At 36.9% G+C, this 23,035-nt stretch carries 31 protein-coding genes; 20 read left to right on the top strand and 11 right to left on the bottom strand.

The window, feature by feature from the left end; translation table 11 throughout:
• The first annotated feature begins 390 nt into the window (after positions 1–390).
• From AACT42_RS10185 to AACT42_RS10175, 3 genes are all read left to right on the top strand, one after another.
• Positions 391–678 carry a hypothetical protein gene (locus AACT42_RS10185; protein WP_094132706.1) on the top strand — a complete coding sequence of 96 codons (288 nt, stop codon included), beginning with the start codon at positions 391–393 and terminating at the stop codon, positions 676–678.
• 113 nt (positions 679–791) lie between these two features.
• Positions 792–1,181: a hypothetical protein gene (locus AACT42_RS10180; protein WP_094132708.1), complete on the top strand. Its 390-nt coding sequence runs from the start codon at positions 792–794 to the stop codon at positions 1,179–1,181.
• A 127-nt stretch (positions 1,182–1,308) separates the two neighbouring features.
• Entirely contained in the window at positions 1,309–1,830 is a 522-nt protein-coding gene (locus tag AACT42_RS10175; protein WP_094132710.1) for a hypothetical protein, read from the top strand.
• Positions 1,831–1,856: 26 nt separating this feature from the next.
• Here the strand turns inward: AACT42_RS10175 and AACT42_RS10170 are convergent, their stop codons facing one another.
• Both AACT42_RS10170 and AACT42_RS10165 read right to left on the bottom strand, forming a co-directional pair.
• Positions 1,857–2,354 (bottom strand): transglutaminase-like cysteine peptidase, encoded by a 498-nt coding sequence (locus tag AACT42_RS10170; RefSeq protein WP_176432201.1) that lies wholly within the window; start codon positions 2,352–2,354, stop codon positions 1,857–1,859.
• Positions 2,355–2,455: 101 nt separating this feature from the next.
• Positions 2,456–3,553 (bottom strand): hypothetical protein, encoded by a 1,098-nt coding sequence (locus AACT42_RS10165; RefSeq protein ID WP_094132713.1) that lies wholly within the window; start codon positions 3,551–3,553, stop codon positions 2,456–2,458.
• Between the two features lie 129 nt (positions 3,554–3,682).
• On the opposite strand from AACT42_RS10165, the gene AACT42_RS10160 reads away from it, so the two are divergent.
• Positions 3,683–3,838 carry a hypothetical protein gene (locus AACT42_RS10160; protein ID WP_155399584.1) on the top strand — a complete coding sequence of 52 codons (156 nt, stop codon included), beginning with the start codon at positions 3,683–3,685 and terminating at the stop codon, positions 3,836–3,838.
• On the opposite strand, the gene AACT42_RS10155 is transcribed toward AACT42_RS10160, so the two are convergent.
• Entirely contained in the window at positions 3,835–4,368 is a 534-nt protein-coding gene (locus tag AACT42_RS10155; RefSeq protein ID WP_141193194.1) for an ImmA/IrrE family metallo-endopeptidase, read from the bottom strand. The two genes, AACT42_RS10160 and AACT42_RS10155, sit on opposite strands and share 4 nt — an antisense overlap.
• Before the next feature lie 52 nt (positions 4,369–4,420).
• Positions 4,421–4,975, bottom strand: coding sequence for a hypothetical protein (locus AACT42_RS10150; RefSeq protein WP_141193195.1), 555 nt, complete (start codon positions 4,973–4,975; stop codon positions 4,421–4,423).
• Between the two features lie 93 nt (positions 4,976–5,068).
• Here AACT42_RS10150 and AACT42_RS10145 point away from each other — a divergent pair, with 93 nt between their 5' ends.
• From AACT42_RS10145 to AACT42_RS10130, 4 genes are read left to right on the top strand one after another with little or no spacing between them, the layout of a single operon-like run.
• The gene (locus AACT42_RS10145) at positions 5,069–5,410 is read left to right on the top strand and encodes an STAS-like domain-containing protein (protein ID WP_176432200.1); all 342 of its coding nucleotides are present in this window, start codon (positions 5,069–5,071) and stop codon (positions 5,408–5,410) included.
• Positions 5,411–5,791, top strand: coding sequence for a hypothetical protein (locus AACT42_RS10140; RefSeq protein WP_094132721.1), 381 nt, complete (start codon positions 5,411–5,413; stop codon positions 5,789–5,791).
• 30 nt (positions 5,792–5,821) lie between these two features.
• Complete coding sequence (locus tag AACT42_RS10135) at positions 5,822–6,139, top strand: hypothetical protein (protein WP_094132722.1); 318 nt, start codon at positions 5,822–5,824, stop codon at positions 6,137–6,139.
• A 5-nt stretch (positions 6,140–6,144) separates the two neighbouring features.
• Complete coding sequence (locus AACT42_RS10130) at positions 6,145–6,483, top strand: hypothetical protein (protein ID WP_094132724.1); 339 nt, start codon at positions 6,145–6,147, stop codon at positions 6,481–6,483.
• On the opposite strand, the gene AACT42_RS10125 is transcribed toward AACT42_RS10130, so the two are convergent.
• Positions 6,480–7,346 carry a hypothetical protein gene (locus AACT42_RS10125; protein WP_094132726.1) on the bottom strand — a complete coding sequence of 289 codons (867 nt, stop codon included), beginning with the start codon at positions 7,344–7,346 and terminating at the stop codon, positions 6,480–6,482. The two genes, AACT42_RS10130 and AACT42_RS10125, sit on opposite strands and share 4 nt — an antisense overlap.
• Positions 7,347–7,518: 172 nt before the next feature.
• Between AACT42_RS10125 and nrdD the strand changes: the two genes are divergently transcribed.
• Together nrdD and AACT42_RS10115 are read left to right on the top strand one after the other, a co-directional pair.
• Positions 7,519–9,675: an anaerobic ribonucleoside-triphosphate reductase gene (gene nrdD / locus AACT42_RS10120; protein WP_094132728.1), complete on the top strand. Its 2,157-nt coding sequence runs from the start codon at positions 7,519–7,521 to the stop codon at positions 9,673–9,675.
• A 126-nt stretch (positions 9,676–9,801) separates the two neighbouring features.
• Positions 9,802–11,355: a hypothetical protein gene (locus AACT42_RS10115; RefSeq protein ID WP_094182763.1), complete on the top strand. Its 1,554-nt coding sequence runs from the start codon at positions 9,802–9,804 to the stop codon at positions 11,353–11,355.
• 37 nt (positions 11,356–11,392) lie between these two features.
• Here the strand turns inward: AACT42_RS10115 and AACT42_RS10110 are convergent, their stop codons facing one another.
• Complete coding sequence (locus tag AACT42_RS10110; RefSeq protein ID WP_094133234.1) at positions 11,393–12,235, bottom strand: TauD/TfdA family dioxygenase; 843 nt, start codon at positions 12,233–12,235, stop codon at positions 11,393–11,395.
• Positions 12,236–12,645: 410 nt separating this feature from the next.
• On the opposite strand from AACT42_RS10110, the gene AACT42_RS10105 reads away from it, so the two are divergent.
• From AACT42_RS10105 to AACT42_RS10080, 7 genes are all read left to right on the top strand, one after another.
• Positions 12,646–12,966: an ASCH domain-containing protein gene (locus AACT42_RS10105; RefSeq protein WP_176432198.1), complete on the top strand. Its 321-nt coding sequence runs from the start codon at positions 12,646–12,648 to the stop codon at positions 12,964–12,966.
• Positions 12,967–13,037: 71 nt separating this feature from the next.
• On the top strand, positions 13,038–13,415 hold the full coding sequence (locus AACT42_RS10100; protein ID WP_094133233.1) for a hypothetical protein: 378 nt from the start codon (positions 13,038–13,040) through the stop codon (positions 13,413–13,415).
• Positions 13,416–13,568: 153 nt separating this feature from the next.
• Positions 13,569–13,730: a zinc ribbon domain-containing protein gene (locus AACT42_RS24795; RefSeq protein WP_445286091.1), complete on the top strand. Its 162-nt coding sequence runs from the start codon at positions 13,569–13,571 to the stop codon at positions 13,728–13,730.
• A 115-nt stretch (positions 13,731–13,845) separates the two neighbouring features.
• Entirely contained in the window at positions 13,846–14,286 is a 441-nt protein-coding gene (locus AACT42_RS10095; protein WP_094133287.1) for a lysozyme inhibitor LprI family protein, read from the top strand.
• Positions 14,287–14,625: 339 nt separating this feature from the next.
• Complete coding sequence (locus tag AACT42_RS10090; protein WP_094133289.1) at positions 14,626–14,853, top strand: hypothetical protein; 228 nt, start codon at positions 14,626–14,628, stop codon at positions 14,851–14,853.
• Between the two features lie 84 nt (positions 14,854–14,937).
• Complete coding sequence (locus AACT42_RS10085) at positions 14,938–15,501, top strand: hypothetical protein (protein ID WP_048516303.1); 564 nt, start codon at positions 14,938–14,940, stop codon at positions 15,499–15,501.
• A gap of 50 nt (positions 15,502–15,551) precedes the next feature.
• Positions 15,552–17,060, top strand: a complete 1,509-nt coding sequence (locus AACT42_RS10080; RefSeq protein ID WP_094133290.1) for a hypothetical protein — start codon at positions 15,552–15,554, stop codon at positions 17,058–17,060.
• Positions 17,061–17,184: 124 nt separating this feature from the next.
• On the opposite strand, the gene AACT42_RS10075 is transcribed toward AACT42_RS10080, so the two are convergent.
• The 5 genes from AACT42_RS10075 to AACT42_RS10055 are packed head-to-tail and all read right to left on the bottom strand — an operon-like array spanning position 17,185 to position 20,254.
• Positions 17,185–17,640 (bottom strand): hypothetical protein, encoded by a 456-nt coding sequence (locus tag AACT42_RS10075; protein ID WP_021485933.1) that lies wholly within the window; start codon positions 17,638–17,640, stop codon positions 17,185–17,187.
• Positions 17,641–17,650: 10 nt separating this feature from the next.
• A complete protein-coding gene (locus tag AACT42_RS10070; RefSeq protein WP_094133291.1) occupies positions 17,651–18,271 on the bottom strand; it encodes a hypothetical protein in 621 nt (206 codons plus the stop codon).
• Between the two features lie 31 nt (positions 18,272–18,302).
• Positions 18,303–18,809, bottom strand: a complete 507-nt coding sequence (locus tag AACT42_RS10065) for a hypothetical protein (RefSeq protein WP_094133292.1) — start codon at positions 18,807–18,809, stop codon at positions 18,303–18,305.
• A gap of 2 nt (positions 18,810–18,811) precedes the next feature.
• Positions 18,812–19,789, bottom strand: coding sequence for a hypothetical protein (locus tag AACT42_RS10060; protein WP_094133293.1), 978 nt, complete (start codon positions 19,787–19,789; stop codon positions 18,812–18,814).
• Between the two features lie 18 nt (positions 19,790–19,807).
• On the bottom strand, positions 19,808–20,254 hold the full coding sequence (locus AACT42_RS10055; RefSeq protein ID WP_094133294.1) for a hypothetical protein: 447 nt from the start codon (positions 20,252–20,254) through the stop codon (positions 19,808–19,810).
• A 132-nt stretch (positions 20,255–20,386) separates the two neighbouring features.
• Here AACT42_RS10055 and AACT42_RS10050 point away from each other — a divergent pair, with 132 nt between their 5' ends.
• Genes AACT42_RS10050 through AACT42_RS10040 form a run of 3 tightly spaced genes read left to right on the top strand, consistent with a single transcriptional unit; the run spans position 20,387 to position 22,679 of the window.
• Complete coding sequence (locus AACT42_RS10050; RefSeq protein WP_094133295.1) at positions 20,387–21,139, top strand: hypothetical protein; 753 nt, start codon at positions 20,387–20,389, stop codon at positions 21,137–21,139.
• 41 nt (positions 21,140–21,180) lie between these two features.
• Complete coding sequence (locus tag AACT42_RS10045; protein WP_094133296.1) at positions 21,181–22,170, top strand: hypothetical protein; 990 nt, start codon at positions 21,181–21,183, stop codon at positions 22,168–22,170.
• A gap of 2 nt (positions 22,171–22,172) precedes the next feature.
• A complete protein-coding gene (locus AACT42_RS10040) occupies positions 22,173–22,679 on the top strand; it encodes a hypothetical protein (protein ID WP_094133297.1) in 507 nt (168 codons plus the stop codon).
• The last annotated feature ends 356 nt before the right edge of the window (positions 22,680–23,035 follow it).

Raw genomic sequence — 23,035 nt, 5'->3', positions numbered from 1 at the left:
CACATGAATGATGAAAATCCAATTCAACATAATCGACTATGCGCCAAATGCACAATTATTTGGGACAAGCACAAGCTCGGTTCCGACTGTCCAAAGTGTAAAGCTCACAGCTTTATGACTATGAATACTGGTGACATTGGCACTGCCATGTTTCTTGATCAATCAAAACTAACCATTAACAATTTTACTCCATATGAGGAATAGAAATGGCTAAAAGTAAAAATAGCGCTAAGGTTTGCAATTCGAAAGAAGCGTGAGAAGAGCGGATACTCAAAACACAAAGCAATGAATGCATACTGATTTGAGAGGTAAAATGATTAAATCTTATCGTGAGGTGATTAACCGAAGATAGCCAGCACCACGGTGGTGTTGGCGTTAGAGGAAATCACTATGTTACATAAAAACAAGAAAGCAAGTTTACGTATCCATCATACAAATCGCATGAAAGATAAAGCATTTAAAAAGCTATACGGAACCTGGTATCTGCCTTCATGCACAGAAGGTAAAGATGAAGCAATTAAAGCAGCAAAGCTATCCGCTAGTAGGGTAAAAGACCACTTGGCAGTTTGTAGTTGCTTTGGCTGTGGAAATCCTCGTCGTCATAGCTTCCGTAAAAGCGATAAGTTAACTATGCAGGAGCGCCGTTTTTTAGATAGCGCAAAATCTTGGGATTATTAATTAAATGGCGCTCGATGAGCGCCTTTTTAGTTTTGAAATATTGACCTTATTTCCAACTTGTGTATAGTGGCAACAATTAAAGAATCTAATCCAATTCAATAAAGAGTTTACTAATGGCTAAGAAGCAAAAAATCAAAAAGAAGTTTGGGAATCCTCAAAAGCAAGCTCAGTACGCCAATCAACAGGCGCATAAAGAGCAGATTGAATCTGATAAGCTTTTAGTTTGCTCAATCATGGATCGTTGGGCTGAACAATGTAAGCCGAGAAAGGACTTGGACTTAGGCGAACACTATCTAACATTCACCCTTGTTCCTGCCTGTATTCGTTCCAATACTGAGCTTGTAGGGACTTATGAGGCTGTAATTAACTACTGTGAGCAGGTAGTCTCAGGTAAAATTATTGAGAACAACCAAATCATCAATGAAGCGATAAGAATGATTAAGCCTCTATATCGTTTAAAAGCAGAACAATACAAAAAATCTGTTGCTGAAGTCGCTGTCTGATCATGAAAAAGTAGAGAAAGAAACTGACTGGTCAAAGAAAAGCGAATACTAGCGATAAAGAGATTGCTTGCGCTGTATTTTTTGGCTTTGCGCAAATAGCCTTGAATACCAAAATATAAGGAAGTTTATGAAATTGCCAAATGATTTCCACCTTGCAAAGCTTGGTCGATTCTATGTTGCTCAGTCATCTCCAAATGGTATGAGTATTATAGTTGGAGCACCTATGTATCAAGGCGTATTTGAAGGTGGCGAGGTAATTGAAATCAGTCAGTCACTAGGCTCAACTACCGCTGAATCTCTCGGAGTAAGCGCAATTTATGGTGATGATTCTGATAATGGCTCTGTCGATAAATTACTAGGGAGTTCGCTTGGTAGGCACTGCATTGCCAAAGATAATCCTGAGATTGTTTCAAACTCAATGGTCGGGCGATTTTACGTTAAAGAAGCTTGTAAACAGTTAATTTTCATTGGATGCATCAAATCAGATTTTGCAGAGATCGGTGATGTTTATGAAATTCGACTAGAGCATGGACAGGTTAGCGTTGTGAATTTAGGTAAAAGTGTTTTTTATGGTAAAGACGAGGTAAACCCCAAGTATAGTATTGACAGGTTACTCGCCCTCTCTCAAGGCTTTCATTGCGTTGTTTAACTCCAAATTGTAGTGGCAGTATGCCACTACTCAACATTTCTCAACAAATCTACCCATTTTGGAATTTGTTTTGCTTCTCCAGAAAACCCATCGTTAGTCCAGATGTACTTGTCATCGAAACTATAAATAAGACTAAGATCCATCCTTTCTTTATATTCTTTTACTTCGCTATCAAGGTTATCTAGGACGTAACGCTTGTCCGATTTGCTGTCAAATACAAACAACACCATGTGCGGATCGTTAAAACTTTTCATATTGACGTAAGCAAGTTTCATGTGAGACCTTTTCACGCCAAGCTCACTTAATGCAAAAAACTTTGAAATTACGAAGTCTTCCGAATCGCCAGATTTATCTCTTGAAAACTCAGCAGGTGTTTTCCATACATCGGATTCACCAGGCTCAAGCTCGAATGAAAATTGGTTGTAATGATTGTTTACCAATACAGCCTTATCCAAAACGCTTAGGTTTTTATCTTTATCACTAAATTCTGTTGGTAAGGCGATTGCTTTTAATGATACAGCCATAGCCATTATCAAAAGCGTAATTTTTATATTCATAATTAATTTAAGCGCTACCCGAAAGATAGCGCGATATTTATTAGTAAATCGTACAAGGTTTAGCTAGCTTAAAATGGAACATCCATATCAAAGTCAGAACTGTTAATATCTTTTATATGAACAAAGTCTTTAAGTTCTACCTTTTCCAAATTATCAATTCTATAGGTTGAGCCTGCCTTTAAGAAAACTTCAGTCACATCACCAGACTTCCAATTCCTTACTTTTGCATAAACACCTTCTTTAGACATAGCGCCAGCAGCGTTCATTGTTCGATTATCTAAAGTGATAAGACTCACATGTTCACTTTTGTCCCGAGTCAACATGGTGTGAGAGATAACAGCAGAAGAATCTACCCTACTATTGAAGTTGTCGGTGGAAAACAATAAAGGATGTTCTTTATCATTTCTTAATCCAACAACATCTCCCGTATAGTCTGAGTAATCAAATACACCGCTCTTATAAGCTTCCTGTCTTAGCTTTTGTGTTAGTTCGCTAAGTTCAGCCTCAATCTTTCTAATTGTCTCGACATCAGAGACAACAAATATCTCATCAATAGAGTGATGTGTACAGACATCTCCATCTCGATCATCTAAATCATGAACAATTGACTCAACAGCATTAACCAAGATCATTGATGATTTAACAAGCTTTCTTGAGGCAAAATCTGCGATTGACTCAGCTTCGCATTTGTTATCGCAATATACTAGATTCCCTTCAATTGATAAGATATCAACACCGTCTCGTGTTAATACAACACCGTCCTGAGGGTTTAGCGTGAAACCGATTGATGTTTTGTACGATTCCTCAATATCACGGACGCTTTCACCAATAAAGAAGCGTTTACCATTAACATCATGATACTGTGGCTTCTTACCAAGATCAGAACACATTGCGTTGTGCAAACTCATGGCTCCGATTTCTAGCTGACTTACTCCAAAGGAATCCTTTAAAATACCAACTTCTTCATCTGTGATTCTGTAGCTATTTCTGACGTGAGAAAGCAACTGAATAACCGCATCAGTATCAACAGGAAAAACCAACTTTTCACCGATCATTGGTCTGGCAGGAACCAAAGAAATATTGAATCCATCATTCTCTAAAATTTCTTCGATGGAATCATATTCAACTACAGATGTCTTATCACCATCGATCAACTCAAATTTCATAAAAAAAACCTATTTAATATTTTTTTGATTATACAATAAAAAACCATATTTTGCACATCACTTGAAATTATATTGATTAATTATATGCATTTTGTTACTTTAATTTGATGTTCATTAAGGAAAATTACGATGAATAAACCAAAAAATGCAGAACTCATCCAAAAATTAATCTTGCTTGGTGATATTGCTAGAGAAAACAATGGAAGCCTTTCCCTAAAAGGTCTGTCTAAAGAAGAGTCAAAGAAAGCTCTCAGTGAATTTTTCAAAAACCGTCGAAAAGCTTAAGCCGCACTCATGGTTAACCACTTCAATTGGGTTAGCCTTTCATAAACAGCATTCTCAGAGACACCGAGTTTGTTTGCTAGAGCTGACAAATCGGTGATTCTCTCTTTAAGAATCAAATAATCAACCGCTTCTTTTGGTATGATGTACTCCAAAGCAAGTTGTTGGCATCTTCTGATAGACCACGATGTTGACTCCAAAGAGAAGTCCTCAATGGTAAAGAAGTTTGCATCCCCCTCATGGATAGAGTGATGATGCATACTGATATAAGCAATAACATGAGCAATCATGTAACGTTTTTGCTCGTCTGAGATGGAAGGTCTAAGATGCAAATCATACCTTTTAAACCCGCTCTTTGAATTTGCAATATTAAGCTTAGCTTCCAATTCAGAATTAAGCTCATTATCGCACACAACTGAAAGACCGAGGTTATGGGAAATGCCCTCGATATCTACTGGAATTTTCCAGTTCCAATACATATCTATAAATGTAGATGGATTACCAATAGCGTCAAAAACCATAAAAATATTCACATAAAAAACAATGGCTCAATTATACACTTAGCCATCACTTAAGTCCTGTATTTTATAGTTTTGAGCAAGGTATGTTCATATAAACCATACCGCTAATTGCGTAGCACTTTTGATCGGTAAAGTCGTAAAACGTACCCTCAGGATTTTGATAGAAATCGTAATCAGTGGTTTTAGTTAATTTTTTGATATAAGTATATTTAGTCTCTGACTTAAAACCATCCATTGATCTGCCATATTCAGGAATAGTAAGCTGATCGGTCTCAATTTCATTTGTTACCGTTTCAACAATGTTATGAGTAATCTTTCCATCAATAAGAATCTTGTTCATATCGTTTGAAATAGGGTAAATTGGCGAGTTGGCTTTTGCAATGTTTCCATTGAAAGTAGTATAAGTAATCACACCCTCAGAAAGAATTTTTTCACAAGAGTATGATCGACTTACAACCTCAAAGAAATCATTTTCAAAGTCGATTGTTCGCTTGTAGTTTACACAAATGTCCGTATCACCGATCTGATAAGTCGTTACTACGTCATAACCACTATTGCCACTACATCCAGCCAGAGTCACTATAGCTGCAATGGCACTGAGCATTTTTATTTTCATCATTAATTCCTTGAATTTCTTTATTGATTAATTTTATGTTTACTGCAATCATGACTTAGATATAATAACGCATATAAAAACGAAATGGATCTTAAAATGAAAACAATTGATTTAAAAGTATTATATGGCTCTATGGTTTTTGGTCGATACAGAACAGACAGTGAAAAGTCAGGTGAAGCACTACGAGAAGATCATTTAGTTCCATTGTTAAATGAGGATGATGATGCTATCACTGTGAAGTTGAACACTAGCGGATTATCTTCAGGATTCTTAGAAGAGGCATTTGGCGGTTTAGTGCGAGTGCATGGTTTCACTAAAGATGAACTTACTGAACGACTATCATTACTCTCTGAAGATAGATCTGATGTCATTGAGGACATCTGGGAATACATTACTGAAGCCCAAAATTACAAAGCTGAGAAAATGTTGAGCATGTAAATGAAAAGAGTTATATCAGATGGAGAAAGGAATCTTTCTAAACAAAAAGAGAATGATAATGCAGGAAGAAAATTGGAAATGGACATAGTCAAACTAGCTAGAACCATAAGAATTTACGATATATATGATTCTTGCTTTTTCTACATTGTCATTCCGTTTGTTCTGGTTCTTTCCCTTGCGCCTTTTCTATTTATTGGTGATACCAGAATTGCATCAATGATAGCTATATTCATCGGTGTTCCATTTTCATCACTGTTTTTTTATTTATTTGACTCTACTCTCAATAACAAGCAAAGACGATGGAGACATATGCTTGAAGAAAGAATCACTGAGTACGACAACTTCTGTACAATGCATAACATTAATAACAATGTTCAGTAATAAAATTACAAAAAAATTCGGAATAAATTAATGAAAAAATTAGCTATCACGTCCATTTTATTGCTTTTGACTGGTTGCAATACGCAGGATACTCCAGATAAATACATTACAAGCAAGGTATGTGATGATGCAAAGGTTAAAGAGATGACCTTGGAGTGTGTAAAAGATGGGGATTGGAGTCTTAGCCCCAATCGCGGTCAAACGTATGAGAGCGCTTGCAAGAGATTTTCGGAAGAAATGAATTGCTCCACGAGTAAAACACTGAACCCTGAATGGGTAGAGTTTGAAAGGGCTAAACAGAAAAGCGATATGAAAATTGTAATAAAATCAGAATTAATTGAGAAATAAAAATCATGCAACACGAAATTGCTAAACACAGATCAAAGATGGACAATATCAAGAAGGGTATTGACTTCAAGCTTAGACTGATGAACGGTACTAAAGCATTTATCGTTCTAACAATGGCATGGGTGATTTGCGGGTTCTATGAGTACAACTGGCTAGAATCATTCGAAAAGTGCCTTTTTACCTTTGCCATGATTTTAGTTTGGTCTGGATTATCCATAGTTCTTTTATTTAATAGTGAGGATGAAAAGCTTATTGACTATGAGTACCATCAATCCTGCCTAGAAAGACTTCTCAAAATCCAGAACATTCAAAAGAAGTTATACCCAAATACAAATCCACCCTAAAGGGTGGACATGTTCTCAATAGCTTCTAGGTCTTTTGTGCTGAACAGCTTCGTGTTGTCTGGGTGTACAGCAAAGCGTTCCTCTACAGGCATTCTCGACTGAAGCTTTTTAATAATTAAAGAGTTCATTAGAGAGAAGTCATAGTCGCCAACTAGCAATAATTCTGGTGACTCATCTAAATTTAGGTAGATATGGAACTCGCACTCTAAGCAGCTCTTGTCATGTTCTACTTGGATGATAGAGACCTTTTGGTTGAGAACCACTGAATCCCAGCGGTGATAAACGTCCACATAAGGGCTGTGACGTGAGTTTGGAGTAGAAATCGAGTATCCACCTTCAGACTCTTCCCATTCAATAAATGGTGCCTTTCCGATTAAAGTCGAACCAGAAGAGTGAATGTCTTCTTTCCATAGCTCCAGAATTTCATTAGATAATGGATGATCGGAAGATTTCAAAATATGAGCAATGGCACTTTTATGCTTGTTCATGAGAAGCACGTAAGTACCCTCCGTCTCTTTATCTTCCTCTTCCATTTGTCGGTAGTCCTGAAGTGTCATAACGTTTTTAAGATTAGACATTTTCTGCTTATCGAATTCGATTCGCTGACCAGGTTGGTTATCCCACAATAGAAAATCTTCGAAAGCACCTTCAAAATCACAAACAATATCTTTCTGAACACCCTTTCCTTTGATTAATGAGGTAATGGTTTCTACATCAAAACCTTTAAGGTGTTGAAATGTAATATCTTCAGCACTGTCTACTTGAACACCGTTTTCACTCAGAAAGCTGAAAATTCGCTTCATGGAGGATGCTGGCAGATAGGGATTCAGTAATGATTTTGGATGACCGAAACTGTAAAACATTGCATATCTTCCTATATAAATAATGTTCTCATAATACACAAGTTGGACTCAAAGTAAAGCCATATCGCTATAGCAAAATTGAGCTAAATCAAAACTGATACCGTACCCGAGTGGTATAATTATTAATTGAAAAATAAATCAATCAATCAATCAATAAATAAAGGTTTTAGAAATGTCCGATAAAGTGATCCATGTTATTAAGCGTGACGGGAATATTGTTCCATTTAATTTGTGTTGCATTGTAAATGCGGTGATTAAGGCTTTCCAGGCTACCAAGGAAGTCGCTCCCGATGAAATGAGTGACAAGGCTGAAATCATAGCTAATGAAGTGTTTGAGTTAATAACCAATTCTGACTCAACCAATCTACATATCAATGATATTCAAAAGCTGGTGGAAAAAATACTCTCAAGACACTTCCCAGAGACAGCTATTGCATACATGGATTACCGTCATGAACGTGATATCGAGCGCGATAAAAATACTGCTCTGTACAAGGATATCGTTGGCTTAACCACGATGACTAACAATGACATCTTAAACGAAAACGCCAACAAAGACGGTAAGGTAATACCTACTCAGAGAGATCTTTTAGCTGGCATTATCTCTAAGCATTACGCAAAAAATCATATACTTCCTAGAGATATAGTTCTTGCTCACGAGCTTGGGGAAATTCACTATCATGACCTAGATTACTCGCCATTCTTCCCTATGTTTAATTGCATGATTGTTGATCTAGAAAACATGCTGACAAATGGATTCAGAATGGGTAATGCTGAGATCGAAACTCCTAAATCAATCCACACGGCAACGGCTGTTACTGCTCAGATCGTTGCGCAAGTTGCTAGTCATACTTATGGAGGCACCACTCTAAACAGATTAGATGAGGTTCTTGCGCCATATGTGACTTGCAGTTATCAGAAGAATATTGAAATTGCTAGAGAGTGGAGCATAGACGACGCAGAGGGTTTCGCGATAAATCGTACAGAAAAAGAGGTTTATGATGCATTTCAGTCACTAGAATATGAAATTAATACGCTTTTTAGCGCAAATGGGCAGTCACCGTTTTTGTCAGTGAACTTTGGGCTAGGGGTGTCATGGGAGTCAAGACTAATCCAGAAAGCAATCTTATTGAATAGAATCAGTGGTTTAGGTAAAAGCAAAAAGACCGCTGTTTTTCCTAAGCTTCTCTTTACTATTAAAAATGGGGTCAATCACAAGAAAATCGATCCAAGCTACGATATTAAGCAGTTAGCGCTAGAGTGTGCGTCAAAAAGAATGTACCCAGACATTCTTAACTATGACAAGGTTGTCGAAGTAACTGGCTCATTCAAAGCACCTATGGGATGCCGTAGTTTCCTTGGCTTATACTTAGATGAAAATGGCAATGAAGTTCATGAAGGAAGAAACAATCTTGGTGTTGTTAGCTTGAACCTTCCTCGTATTGCTATTGAGGCAAAAGGGGATGAATCAAAGTTCTTTGAGATTCTTGATCAAAGAATTCAAATTGTTCGCAAAGCGCTTGAAACTCGAATTGACCGTTTACGTAATATCAAGGCTAAGGTTGCACCAATCCTTTACACCGAAGGAGCTTTAGGTGTTCGACTGAACCCAGACGATAATGTCTTTGAAATCTTCAAGAACGGCAGAGCCTCAATTTCAATGGGATACATTGGCATCCATGAAGCAATTAATGCACTTTATGGTCAAGATGAGCATATTTACGATAGTGAGTTCCTAAGAGAGAAGGGGATTGCCATCGTGAAGCGCCTAAAAGAGGCTGTAGACAATTGGAAAGAAGAAACTGGGTTTGGGTACAGCTTGTACAGCACACCTTCAGAAAACCTTTGTACGCGATTCTGCGCATTGGACTCTAAAGAGTTTGGTGTTATTGAAGGCGTGACTGACAAAGGGTACTACACTAACAGCTTCCACCTGGACGTAGAGAAGAAAGTTAACCCCTACGATAAGATTGATTTTGAAATGCCATACCCTGAATTATCAAGCGGTGGTTTCATTTGTTATGGTGAATTTCCTAACATGCAGCATAACATTGAAGCGCTTGAGAACGTATGGGATTACAGTTATGACCGAGTACCATACTACGGAACAAACACACCAATTGATGAGTGCTATGAGTGTGGTTTTACAGGCGAGTTTGATTGTACAAGTAAGGGCTTCGTTTGCCCTAAATGCGGGAATCACGATCCTAAAAAGGTTTCTGTAACGCGAAGAGTTTGCGGATACCTCGGCAGTCCAGACGCGAGACCTTTCAACTCAGGGAAGCAAGCGGAGGTGATTCGAAGGGTGAAACACTACGGGAATATCTAAACTCGCGGACGAATAGAAAAACCGCATTCTTCTGGATGCGGTTTTTTATTTGATTAATTATTGGTTGAACAAAAGCTGCACAAAACTTATAATCAACTTAAATCAACAAATAAAAGCAACGAAATTATGAAAATAGGTGTAAAACTAGCTCAAGATAGGCTAAGTAAGATTTTTTATCTCTCTATGGTAATAGCTCCCATAGCCTTTATATATTTTATGTTGGGAGAGTTAGTAGGATATCAAAGCTCAATATCACTAGAATTAAAATCATACAGTGGTTTAGTATATGTAACCTCCCCAATAGCATTAATGATATCATTTTCATTTATCATAATGCTTTCCGAAAAAATAAAAAGAAGCGCATTTAATAATACTAAGCTAGAAATAGTGATATGTGATTTTCTTAAAAAAATTGAGTTAATAAAAAATTCTGTTTGGATTTACCGTATTTTACTAGCGTCTTTTTATGGGTTTTTTTATTATACTTACACTTCCAGTATTATATTGATGGCAAACGATGTAAAATTATTTCAAGAGTTTAATCTAGTAACTATGGAAGCGAATGATTACTATCGGGTGGGTATTAATTATTTCGTAACCTGCTTAATTATTTCGACTTTGATGACAATTTCGCTTTTACTAATTAAACCTAAAAAAGGCATAAGTGATTTTTTAACAGGATTAATCTGTATTCCCCTGCTACTAAATGGGGTGATTTATGGCATAGTGGGTAATCCATTCACCGAGATTTTCAATGACTTGCAGAATGAAATGCTCTTTATTTCAAGCCCCATGTCATTCGTCGGTAATTTTAACTTAATCGTTTTATCTATAGCTTCAGCGCTTTTGATTTCATTTATTGCTTATTATACGATAAAAGACAAGGAAAAATTGATACAATATATCCTTGGATATGCATCTTCAATTGTGGCTATTGCAATAAGCCTATTCCTAGTCTGCATAGGAAAGCCAGTTCATTATTACAACAATAATCCAAATATTATGGATGTAGAGGTTCTTGGTCAAACATATAAAATCAATCAAACCTTATTAACGGAAATGGATGACATGGACACAGAGTTTTTGATCGAGTCATACGCTGGCCTTAGTATGCACAATAGTACGGATGCGTTGGATTATTTATTGAGCGATAAATATGTCGGAAATAAAGAACAGGCTATTAAATTAGTAGCTGACATCACCCTTACAAACTTTAGGCTTTACGAAGATAAGAAAGAAAATATTGTCGAGACTCTAAAGACAAAGAAAATATCAATGTCAAGCTCAGTGAACATTCTGATTCCTTTTATAATTAATGAAGCTTCTCCGCTGAACCACCAAGAAAGAACATTGGAAAGCATTCTTAAGGGAGATTATCAGTTGGCAGTCGATTATTACATCGAAGATGCAATCAACCGTCAGGATACTGAAACACTATCCCTAAAAATGAAAGATGAAGATAATCAGACAAGAATTGGTTCTTTCGGTCATCCTATGACACAAAGTTTGGTTTCAACTCTATTACATTTGAATTTTGCAGAGTTGGACTATAACAAAGTTACCCCTGACAAGAGAGAGAAGCTAAAGGAACTTCTTAAACCTGTCACCGTATATAAAGATTTCACGGATGAACAGGTAAAAGAATGGTTTAAGATTTTCAAAGCTGAAAGGTTTTTATAAAAGAAAAAGCTGATGCGAATGCATCAGCTTTCATTTTTTATGCGGCTTGTGAAAATTTTGCCATTGATGCCAGAGGTAATTTCTGGTGAACGCTTCGATGCATCATGCGCGGATTATTAAGATCATGAGTAAACTTCGTTCTTCCGTGCGTGATACGTGTATTATCCATCACGATCACATCACCTTCATTAAGCATGAACTGAAGGAAAAATTCTCCCTGTTCATTATAAAGCGCCATCAAACGTTCTACTGCTTCTTTGAGGTTTGGAACCAGTTCATATCCAGATTCCCAATCCGCACTTGAGTCGAAAGCAAGTCGGATAATCTCACGTTCGTAGATTGAATCCAATCCGAACACGCAATCTGTCATTTCTTCGTTGATACCATTAAAGGTAGAACGTCTGCGAAGTGCGCTTTTATCCTTCAATACATCTACAAGCTTACTATCAATTGATTCCAGATATTTAATTGCACCATAGCCATTAAACAGTGTAGTTTCACCACCAGAAACAGCCTGATTTTGACAAAGCAGCAACGTTGTTTTTACTTCACCTAAAGGAGAGAAAGTACCATCAACATGCTGACCAAGCGCCCCAGACTCTTCAAAGACTGGATGTGCAAAGTCATCTCTGTTTTCTTCGTTGAAGCCAATCTCTGCTACTTTGTCGCTGTTAGATTTATTAGGGAAGTAGGTTTTGTTGTATTGAGATACGAAGGTTTCTCCTAGCTCCAAAATATCTGCAAGCTCGGAAAGCTTGTTTTCAGATTTTAGTGTTGAACCATCAACAACGACAAAACCTTGCTTATAGAAAGTTTCCATAAGTAGCTGAACATTATCAGCAGAACAAGCAGTTGTAACCGCGCCAACAAAAGTAATCATAATCTATTCCCTTGGTTATTTTTTAATGATGATAAAAAATAAGCCCCACTCGCTAAAGCAGAAGCTTCAATTAATTGACCCATGCAATGATGGTATCATTGCTAGAGTATATGTTGGTGTTTCCTATTATACATAAATGACATTAATGGTCAATATGGGTGTTGATTGTTTTTATTGTCAATTCAAATATAATCTTAAAAACAAAAATGGTAGGTTTTTATGATTAGAGAACAATCGAATGCATCTAGGAACAATGTTCCGCAAAATGATAGCAAGGTTATTCCCATTCTTCGTATTTGTACAAGTATGTCGAAAGGAATAGTTGATAAGAATAATACACCTCATAAAGAGGTTATGGAGCAATTGAGCTTATGTTCGTCTGCGGTGAAGAAATAGATAAGGTTCTGATTGTGAGAAAACCCTATGCTCACTATATCAGAGACGGTATAAAAACATGGGAAATGCGTGGTAAAAAAACCAAAATCCGTGGCAGGATTGGCATTGCTGAACAAGGAACAGGTAAAATAATCTGTTTAACTACGATTTCCGATTGCTTAGAACCAATACCTGATTCTGAGATAGATCAGCACTTCTCTAAACATAGGGTGGATTACAAAAACAATCCTGACCTATTGAAGTGGAATACGCCTTGGGTTTTGTCTGATACTAAGCCAATTGAGCCTGTTGACTATGTTCACAAAAGAGGCGCTGTAATATTCGTAAACGTTTGACTAATACTCTAACTCTCATATAATTGGAAAGTTAGAGTTATTGCTATGCTCCAGGAATAAAGGGTACAACAATGAAATTAGAAACAGGAAGCAGTTTAACCGTTATCACATTCAATTTTCCTGATAGCCGCTGCAACTACAAAATGAAGTCGCCTAAGTTAACCGTAACAAAATACGAAGTTACAAAGGGTGGCGTTACTCAGGTTACAATTAAACCTGTAGATGTTGATGATGAAAACCCACTAAAAGTTAAAAACGTCAAAATCTCGGATTTTGGCAAAATCTGTAATACAGCAACACTAATGACAAGACAAATTGTCTTTGTTGAGCACACGGATTTAGAACACTACATTAACGTTGCAAAAGAGTATCAGCAAAACGCAATTAAAGAACGAATTATTGAATTAAAAAGTGAGCTTACCAATCTTGAATTGTTGGTAAAAAACTAGCCATTATAAAAGATGCGCGAAAAGCTCCGTCCTTCTAGGTCGGAGATGGATATGGCACATTGTGTAACAATACTTTATTGATTTGAATTTATTATTCATTTATTATCTGAAACATGAAAATATTACGCTCATTTAAGTTTCGACTTAAAGTTGATGAATAATAACAACCTGCTTTCTGGAGGCAGGCTGACGAGTATCGATTCGTATGGAATACTAATGGACTTTTGTCAGTACAAACAGCAATGGAAAAATGGTGTGGTTTTAAAGGTTAATCCGAAAGGAACCAGTCAAACTAGCTCTTGCTACGATCATTAATGAGGATTGTGAATTGAACCAGTAAGTAAAAAATGTTATATTTTTTAATATAAATCGTCTGTTAGCCGTATAATTATCGTTATATAATTAATATTATAGTATTTTGGATAAATAAATGAAAAAAACATTAGGAATTTTAATTTTAACTCTTTTATCAGTACCAGCGTATTCAGCTATTCGAAATAGTGAAATAAGAGACCTTGAGAAAGAGATTATCAAAAATGAATGGTCGGCATGTTTAACGCCTAATAATTTTTATGATCAGGTGTATTGCGCTTCTAAAGTTTATGGTGTTGTTGATAAAGTCTTAAATGATCAATATAAAAATACAGTTAAGCTTTTGTCTAAAGAACAGTCAAAGAGACTTAAAACTGTTCAAATAAAATGGATTCGAAACAGAGATGATAAATGCGCCAAAATCATTGATGGTTCGGTGATGCTAGATATAAGCTGTTCAACAAAACTAACAGTAGAAAGCATATATTATCTTAAACAGATTGGTCGTAATCCAAACGACTTTAATTTGCTTTTAAGTGAATATGAGCGTGGCGAATAATATAACAAACGCCTAAATAAGGGCTGTCAACGCTTGGCGTTACCAGCCCAAATGATTCGTTGTGGTTACGGTTTTCGCGAGGATATTGTTATTTCAAATTTCACATACACATAGACTTAACGGGTAGTAACACATGCCTAATACAAAGAATGATCAAAAAATACAGGTTACACCAAATCAAAAAGCTTTATTAGTCCAGACGGTAAAGCAATTAATTACACTAAATCAAAAAAAACCGACAGCGAGCACCACACAGGAACAAATCAATCAGACTATTAATAAGTTAAGCAATCGGCTCAACGATATGTTTGAGATAGTCGAGCAATAAGGATCTTTAATATGAAAGTAATAGAGAATAAAAAACACCACATAAGCTTTGTTAAAGTTTTCGCTCTTGCTTATGCTGTGCTTTGGACTATCAGCATTTTTCATGCAAAGGCACCGATCACCCCGCCGTTCTACCCAGTTGTCGCTCTTCCATACTTTACCGCTGCATTTATGTGGGCTATCACGCCAATACCTACCTATGTAGTCTCCAAGTCATTTAAATACATTCACGATCACTAAACTCATCCAAAAGCAAGATTCTCCATTTTAAATCATCACCTTAGCTGATATCATATTTAATGAATTTTTCACTGGGGATTTTGCATGAGTTCATACATCACTTCATTTACAAGAGATATGGTCGATAACTTTAGCTTTTCAGATCATACTCTAAAAGAGTTCGACTCTCGTGATTACGAATTTATAAGAAGTGACATTTTGAATGTTGATCTAGATCTTGTAGTAGGAACTGACCACCCTGATTATGAGGGAAAAACATGGGGCGAATTGATTCCAATTGAAGGTGATAAATACCATACTTTAAAGCGAGGCGAGCGAGCTTTAAAGCAACTGCAAGAAAACCCCGATTATTATCTTGAAGACAAAAACAATTCTGATTGGAAATTTCATCTTGTAAATGGTGAGTTTTATATTTGCAGTACAAACCATAGGGTTGTTACAGCAAAAGCATTTTTCGAAGCCAACCATCTTCCGCCTATCATTAAAAATGCACACGTAAGTTTTTATCGTCGCAAGATTGATTCTGATTCAATTGCGAACAGTCTTCGTGATGAGCAAGATACAAGCTCGTCCATTACCTCATACCTCAAAACAACCGAATTTAAAGTTATCCTGGCTTTGTGTGTACTTGCTTACTTTTTCTTCTAGTATTCATAAATCAAGATACAGCTACACAAAAAGAACCGAGGCTTTTCATCATGCAAAGTAACACAATCCCAATTACACACATAGCACCGTCTTATAGCCAAGAAAATCTAGACCTGATACTTTCTAGAGTTAAACAGCTACTACCAAGCCTTAATGATGAAGGTGCGAAGCAATATTTATCTGACCTTTTGAACCAGGATATTGAAACCCTTGTTTCTGATTGGTTGACCTATCAAGAGGTCGAGCCATGCGTCAGTAGCGCCGAGTTACACGCTTTAGCTGAACGAGTGCTTCCTTATCACTCTAATTTAGAGGAAGCCATATACTCAGTTAGAAACACTCTCAACACTGTACCTCGCGAAAGAACTGACCTGCGTGATTACCTAACGAAAGATAGAAAAGAAGACGTTATAAAATCGCTGTCTTTACCATTATTCGTTTCTAAAAAGAAATATCCTTCATTCTCATCCATTGAAGAATTGATAGAAGCCTTAAAGCCTGTTGATCAAACAATTGTAGATGTGACAGCCTCAGTACTTATGGATAGAATCCAATCTATACCAATGGAAAAGCAATTAGGCATTACTGATCGACAAAAAATGCTTAGCGTTGCCGCAGTCTATGAGGTTAACAGTGCGGTAGGGTTTGAGTGTAATTCTATTTGGTTAGCATCGTTTATTAGCTCTCAGATGTGGGGCTGTGTAAGTGGCTGGGCGCACCCTGACGGTGAGATGTGCCGAAATCGTCACTTTGGATTCAAATCAGACCTCGATTGCGTTGATTTAACCTTAAATTCTTTGAAGTATGTTGATGCTATCTTAGCGGATAACCCAGACCAGGAAACGGTATCCCTTTACATTGATACAATGCTTTCCTGCTTAACAATTATGGTTCGTGATTACCTGCGTTATAACAAAGAAAGTGAAGATTATGGAAAAATTGATTCGTTGATTGAGCAATATAGTCATCTAATGAATCCTGCTCAATTACTTCGTCACTCCACTATCCAACTTCATTTAGCTCAAATAAAGGGCGTAGCCAGGGATCATTATCAATTATTGCTACCGTTTTTCGAGTATCAGGAGGGGCGTGGTGATCCGAGCAAGGAATACTTGCAGTATTACGATTATCACAACTTCATTCTCATTGATTTAGAGTATTTAAAAACACCAAAGTTTGAACTTGCCAGCTCTCTCTTAGGCTCATCAATGCTGAGTGAGGATCTGCTTAGAACATCAGAGCTACTTCTTGACTGCCTAAAACTGAATTTGCCTGATGATGTAGTCAATAGCTTTAGCGGATTTTTTACTAAATACTTGTGGACACTGATCAATGATGATTCTGACGAACAGTATCTGTTTGATGCCATCTTGACCGTTAGCCTTAATAGTATGCATCTATACGATACAGTAAGTAATATTCGATTTATGGCTGAATTGGGTCACTTAGGCTCTATACGTTGGTTGATTGATAACGACCAATATGAGACCGATAACGAACTTAAATACTGGGAGATAAGAAGAGATTACCTAGAATCTGTCTCTATGAACTCTAAGTAAAATCCCATAGACTCAATAAAAAAGGTTAGACAGATGTTGTCTAACCTTTTCAATATATTCTTACTGGTAGATTTACTAAGTTTTTTAAACCATCAAGAAATCAGAATGCGTGACTACGTATTAATCAAAACTGTTTCTCTTCATAAATACTCAGCAGCAGATTAAGTCGGTCTGTGTAGAATTTAGCCATTCCAATATCTTGATACTTGATACGCTCTTCAACCTTAACCATAGTTTCAGCAATCTTCACTTTAAGCGCAATAGGATTTCTTGAGCATCGCTCAAAGTAATCACTATCTTGCTCACCTTGTTTTTGAGAAATTGCTTCAAGCGCTTCCATCATTCGATCATATAAGTGATAGCGAGAAAGGCGCGAATGAATAGTTTCGATTGAGCAGCCAGTCATCACAAACACATCTTTTAGCCAAGCAATATCGTGCAATAGATAGTTTGCATCTTTATCATCAGTTCTGAATACAGCAGCAACCTTCTTGCTCACGCGGCTTAAATGATTGATGTAACGCTCATCTTCGAATTTCTGATTTCTGTGACAGGCAGAAGCAATAGAATAGATAGTCATCGTTCAATCCTTATTGTCTAGAGTAGACATATTTTTTAGCCGACTCATCGTAATCAATCGAAACAGTTTCTACCTTAGTAGCACCAGAAATCGGATTTGATGAAAACGTAATGCTGAAATCAGGCTCAGTTAAGCCCAATACTTTTAGTTTACTCACCAATTTAATAAACGGTTCAGCAAGTGATTGTTTTACCATTTTCTCAAATTTTTCTACGCCACTTCTCCATTGAGAGTCATGGTTAGCCAAATGCCACGCTAAAACGCTCCCTGATTCATCATATAGAGCTTTATCGATGGAATTGGTATCAATGGTAGACCAAACATGAATGTAGTTTGATGGAGCGTACAAGAAGATTTTATTCTCAACTCGAACAACCGCTTCTACAAAATCCTCATTCATCTCGACGTGACAGTTTTTGTATTCCTTGAAATCAGCAAAAACCGACTCGTTATCAAATGCTACTTGAGCATTATCATCATACAAGCGCATGTACACGGTAAATTCAAAAGGAATAACCAAACATTGGCTTTCATTTCCTTTAGGCAAGCAGCAAGCAACAAACATCTGAACCACATCTGAGATACCGATATGATTTGAGTTCAAAATTTGTGAGGGGCTATCTAGCTTCATTATAAATCCTTTCAAAGTTCGCTAGCGAACATTAACGATGTTCTGCTAACGCGTCTTCTTCGATTGCTTCAATAGCTTGTTGAATCATGCCTACCAGATCAACCGCTTTTTTAGGGGATAGGTCGCAGGATACAACGCGATTATCTTTCACAGGAAAAGAGGCTTTGTGGATACTCACACTAACACCATAGGATGAGCTACCTTTAATTCTTGAAACATCACAGCGCTCGATAGTAATCACTTCTTTTTTGAGGTACAGAGTCTCAACTCTATGACGATCAAACTCTTCGCATAATGTTGATTTCAGTGAAGCATCAAGTACCTGCTTAGCAAAATCAGCCGCGCCTTTTGCATGTAAGTAAGTGAATACTGACTTATCCTCTGACGTAGAGATTTCCAGGACTACGACATTTTTATTATCGACCAAACCCGCAGTGCATACGATTCGATTAGTGCGTTTGTCCGATAGAATCGGCTCTGCTTTTAGAACGATAACCTGATCATCATTGATGAATACGTTTGAATCTTGTTGAATCATTGTTAGCACTCCACTTTAGTCATTTTGCCAAGAACTTGACCTTCATTCTCTGGCTTTTCATTAATAAAATCGGCAATCTCGTAAGTGCCTGGCTCTACGATAAATTTGCGTAAATCATCGACATACAACTTCATTTCATCATCGCACAAACTAAAGACGGTTTCACGGTCTGCAATGTATAGATTCTGACCTGTTGTGGTAACTCGGTGCTCACCAGAATCACCACTAACAAAATTAAATCCATCATCCACTTTCACAATAGATACAGCATGATTATCTTGATGAGTCCATACACATCCAATCCCATGCTTTCCCAAACACTGGCTAAAAGTTGAATAACCTTTCAGCGAACTCAAACTTACATGATGGTCTCGGTATTCTGTTCGGATTTCTTGAGGGATAAACTCAATGAAATCATCATGATCCATAAGAACAAAGTGTCCAGCATTTGAGCTGAATTGTTGACGCACTGTGATTTCATCCGTAGCAACTTTGCATGGCTGAATACTTTCGTGAAGACTAACCGTTTTAGATTCAAGATCTGCATTGAAGAAAAGAGCATCACCACATCCTGGACAATTGCTACGTGTAAAGTCATGAAGAGTAATCAAGCTAATCTTATGATCACCTAGCATGGCAAAGCGGATTCGGTAAGAACGCTCAACCTCTTCACGCGTAATACAATCACCGATTAACAGAGATTGCTCTGTCATATTCACTAAATGCTCAGATAGGATTTTTGCCAAACTATTCTCATCATAGAAGCCTGAAAGACTAGCTGCTGCATCTTTGACTGTTACTTCATTAAGTTGGCAGTGACCTTTTAAGTTTACGGAGAATGAGTCATAACCTTTTGTGATTTCACGACATAGTGATAGGCATTCGTCTTTTAGTGCTGGCATATCAGATAGAATACTCACGTCACGATTTTTACTTTCCGAGACTTTTCTAAGGATAAAATCAATAAATTCTGTTTTCATTTTTATCACTTTAATTTTCTAAAAAAACTGGCAACTGAAAAAGTCACTTGCACTATTTGAGAATAATGCCTGAATTTCCCAAGGGCTGTATCCTTTCTTAAGGATTTCATCAATAATCGGAAAGGTATCTTGGCGACATAGATTTAGCAGATCAATACCAGCCTCAGTATGTAAGCCGCTATCTTCATTTAGCAGGCTCATAGCAACATCTGGAAGAGCAACAGCTTCAATTTCCCAAAAGGATTTATCAATTCCGATTTCGCCATTTGGTGTTTTTCCCTCACCAAAAACCACAAGTCGCATCAGCGTTACAAAATCATTACGCACAATAGTCTCAACATGAAAAGGATTGAAACCTAGATCGAAATAGTGATTCAAAATTCTGTGCAATGCTGTTTCGTATTTAGAGATAAAATCAGCCGCTTCGTAAGTGACTGAGTACTGTTCTGTAAACAAACTTTTCATGGTGGTTTCCTTTTTAATTGTCTCAATAATACATCATTTAGAGTCAGAGTCAATATTTAAGGTGATATTTAATTATTGACTTTGTTACTTAATTATGTATATTTAATGCAAAATATTAAGGTTAAGATAAGTATGAAAGACGACCAAACCATTAAACAAGAAATTGAAAACAAGAAGGCTCAGAACAAGGTAATTGTTGATACCGTATTATCAGCAATGAAGTCCTCAGAGCCAGGGAAGTCCCTGTCAGAGTTTAACTCATACTTGATTTATGTGACTATTCGCATTCATCATTCCGACATTTTTATTGATAAGGAAAAAGTCCTTCCAATCAGAACTGATTTCATGAATTTAATCAAAGATCTCGCTAAAAAGCACGGATACACGATGGAAGGATTGTATTGCTATTTTAGCCATATTTTCAATTACATGATTGGAGTTAGAGCGCAGTATTTAACACTGTTTCACGGCACAGATCATGAGTTCACCATGATCTTCGATTACTATCCGATCCTTTACACTGAAATGTGCTTATCAACACCGAAGCTAACGGATAAACATTTTAATACAGAAGACTACTTGATGCTTAACAATATCACGGTTGGTGATGCTTTATTCAGATACGACATCTTCTTGGAAGATATCAAAGAAGAAAGTGACGACTATCAGGTTGTGTTTAACCAGCGTAAGATTGTAGAAGAAAACATGCCTAAGTCAGAATGTGTAAAGCGTTATCATGAGCTTAGAGATTTGTTATATAGTCATGGTAACTCTTACATGCCAGCAATCCCAAGCTATGAAGATGCGAGTGATTTAGTGAAAGATAAATACTGGTTTGCGAAATCTTTACACTTCACCACAATCCGTAGACAAGCAAATAATTGAGTTAATGGAAAGACGATGTCTTTCCTATAAAGGTTTATAAGATGACGATTGATGTAGTTAAAGATCTGCAAAGCACTTTTACGAGCTTTCCAGAGGGTTACAAGAAATTTGTAGGGGAAATCTTGCCATCGTATGGTGAGACTGAATGGCGTGAGTTGGTCGCATATTTTGGCTCAATTCTATCAGGCTTGGTGTTTAAGCCAGATTCGAAGAATAACGACTTCATGAAGGAATTACTTCCAATTGCAATCAAATGTGAGTACCAGTCCAATCATGAAGATCCTCAAGCTCTAAAGCATTTTCGAAGCGAATACATCAATGAGTTGTTTTTTAAAAATAACGGACACTTACTAACCAGACAGGTTTTTGAGTCAGTAAAAGATTATCTTTTTGAACCAATAAACTACTATTCTAAAGCAAGACGGTACGTACCTTACTTTGCCGATGTCATGAACACAAGCGACATTATGGAGTACCTTAGAATCAAACCTGAAAGTCCTGAAAGCAAACTTTCAGAAATGATCGATAGCGGTATGGTTGACCGTATGTTCATTAAGGCTTTACTCGAAAGTCGATGCTTCCAGCTTCTTCCTGATGACATTAGAAACGCTAATGCAGAAGCAGGGTTAATGCTTAATGCTCATAACCTCAAGCATTTGAATGAGGAAAATAGAAGTAAGTATTTACATCTGGTGTGCTTTGATAGCAATCCACTACTTACAAAACATCACCCAAACACCTTAGATATCCAGAAGAGCAAGTGGATTGACTTTGTAAACAAAGACCCTCGATGTTTACGTTTTGTCCCTCGCGTACACCTATTGTGTAAGTCGCTATTCCCTGATGATTACCTCTTTGAGCTACTTAAGAAAAATCAGTGCTATTTCTATGCAAGATATAGACTGGTATCATTCATCAATGAAATTGCTCCTGAGCGTCTAACCTATGAATTTTGCAAAAAAATCAAAGAGAGTGGATTTCACGAACAACATCACTTGGTTGTATGCCAAGTCCTTAAAAATAAGGGTTAACAATGGTTATTATTGAATATTTGCTCGATTGTAAAACAGTGCAATGTAAGCTTAGTGAAATTGAGAATTATGTCAGCTCTGGTCGCATTGAGTATCGAAATGTTGGTGCCAGAATGGTACAAGGAATAAAACTGATTCAACTAGAAGCTTTAGTCTATTTCATGATCGGAGACTTACATAAAGACAATACTTTAGATGTTCGAGAAAAACAACGGATGCTTGATGAACTCAAGCTAATCCATTTCTTTCTTGGTTATGACAATTTCATTGACCCGTTTAGAAGATTTTATGGATTTGAATTTGTACCAGTTAACTTAGATAGGCTTAAAACATATCTCGATGTGCTAAAGAGATATCCCACCCTAGACACTATAATTTTCGAGAAACTTGTTGATGAAATGGAAGAATCTAAGGTCTGCCTACAGGTAGTAAAACAACCGTTTTTTAATCATTATTTTCGAAAGATTACATCATGCTTTCGCCATCAAGAAAAGAGTTTGTCATGGTAAGAACTGAGAAAATCGGAACGCTATCTAGAGCGATCCATAAGCATAAAGTTCGGTCTAGAACGTGGGATGCGAAAAGCTCCAAAAATGCATTTAATCGGTTTCTTCCGATTGCGTTGAACAAATTTCCTTTGTTAGATGAATTTATCCTTCCTGTCCGAAAGACTCCATCTAAGTCATGAAGTGATTTAGGTGGAGATGGATAGGATATTTTCGTAATAAGATAAAATTTGAAACACGGTAAAACATGAGTTAAATTAGTCAGATGAGATCAGAAAGAGTGTTAATAAAGCCTAATCATGATGATTATTCTTCTTGCAAGAAAATCGCACGATTAAGCAAGCAAGTCTTTAATCAGG

This window comes from Vibrio sp. V15_P4S5T153, assembly GCF_963874485.1.
GTDB classification, from domain to species: Bacteria; Pseudomonadota; Gammaproteobacteria; order Enterobacterales; family Vibrionaceae; genus Vibrio; species Vibrio anguillarum.
This window is presented reverse-complemented; position numbering and strand designations above follow the sequence as displayed.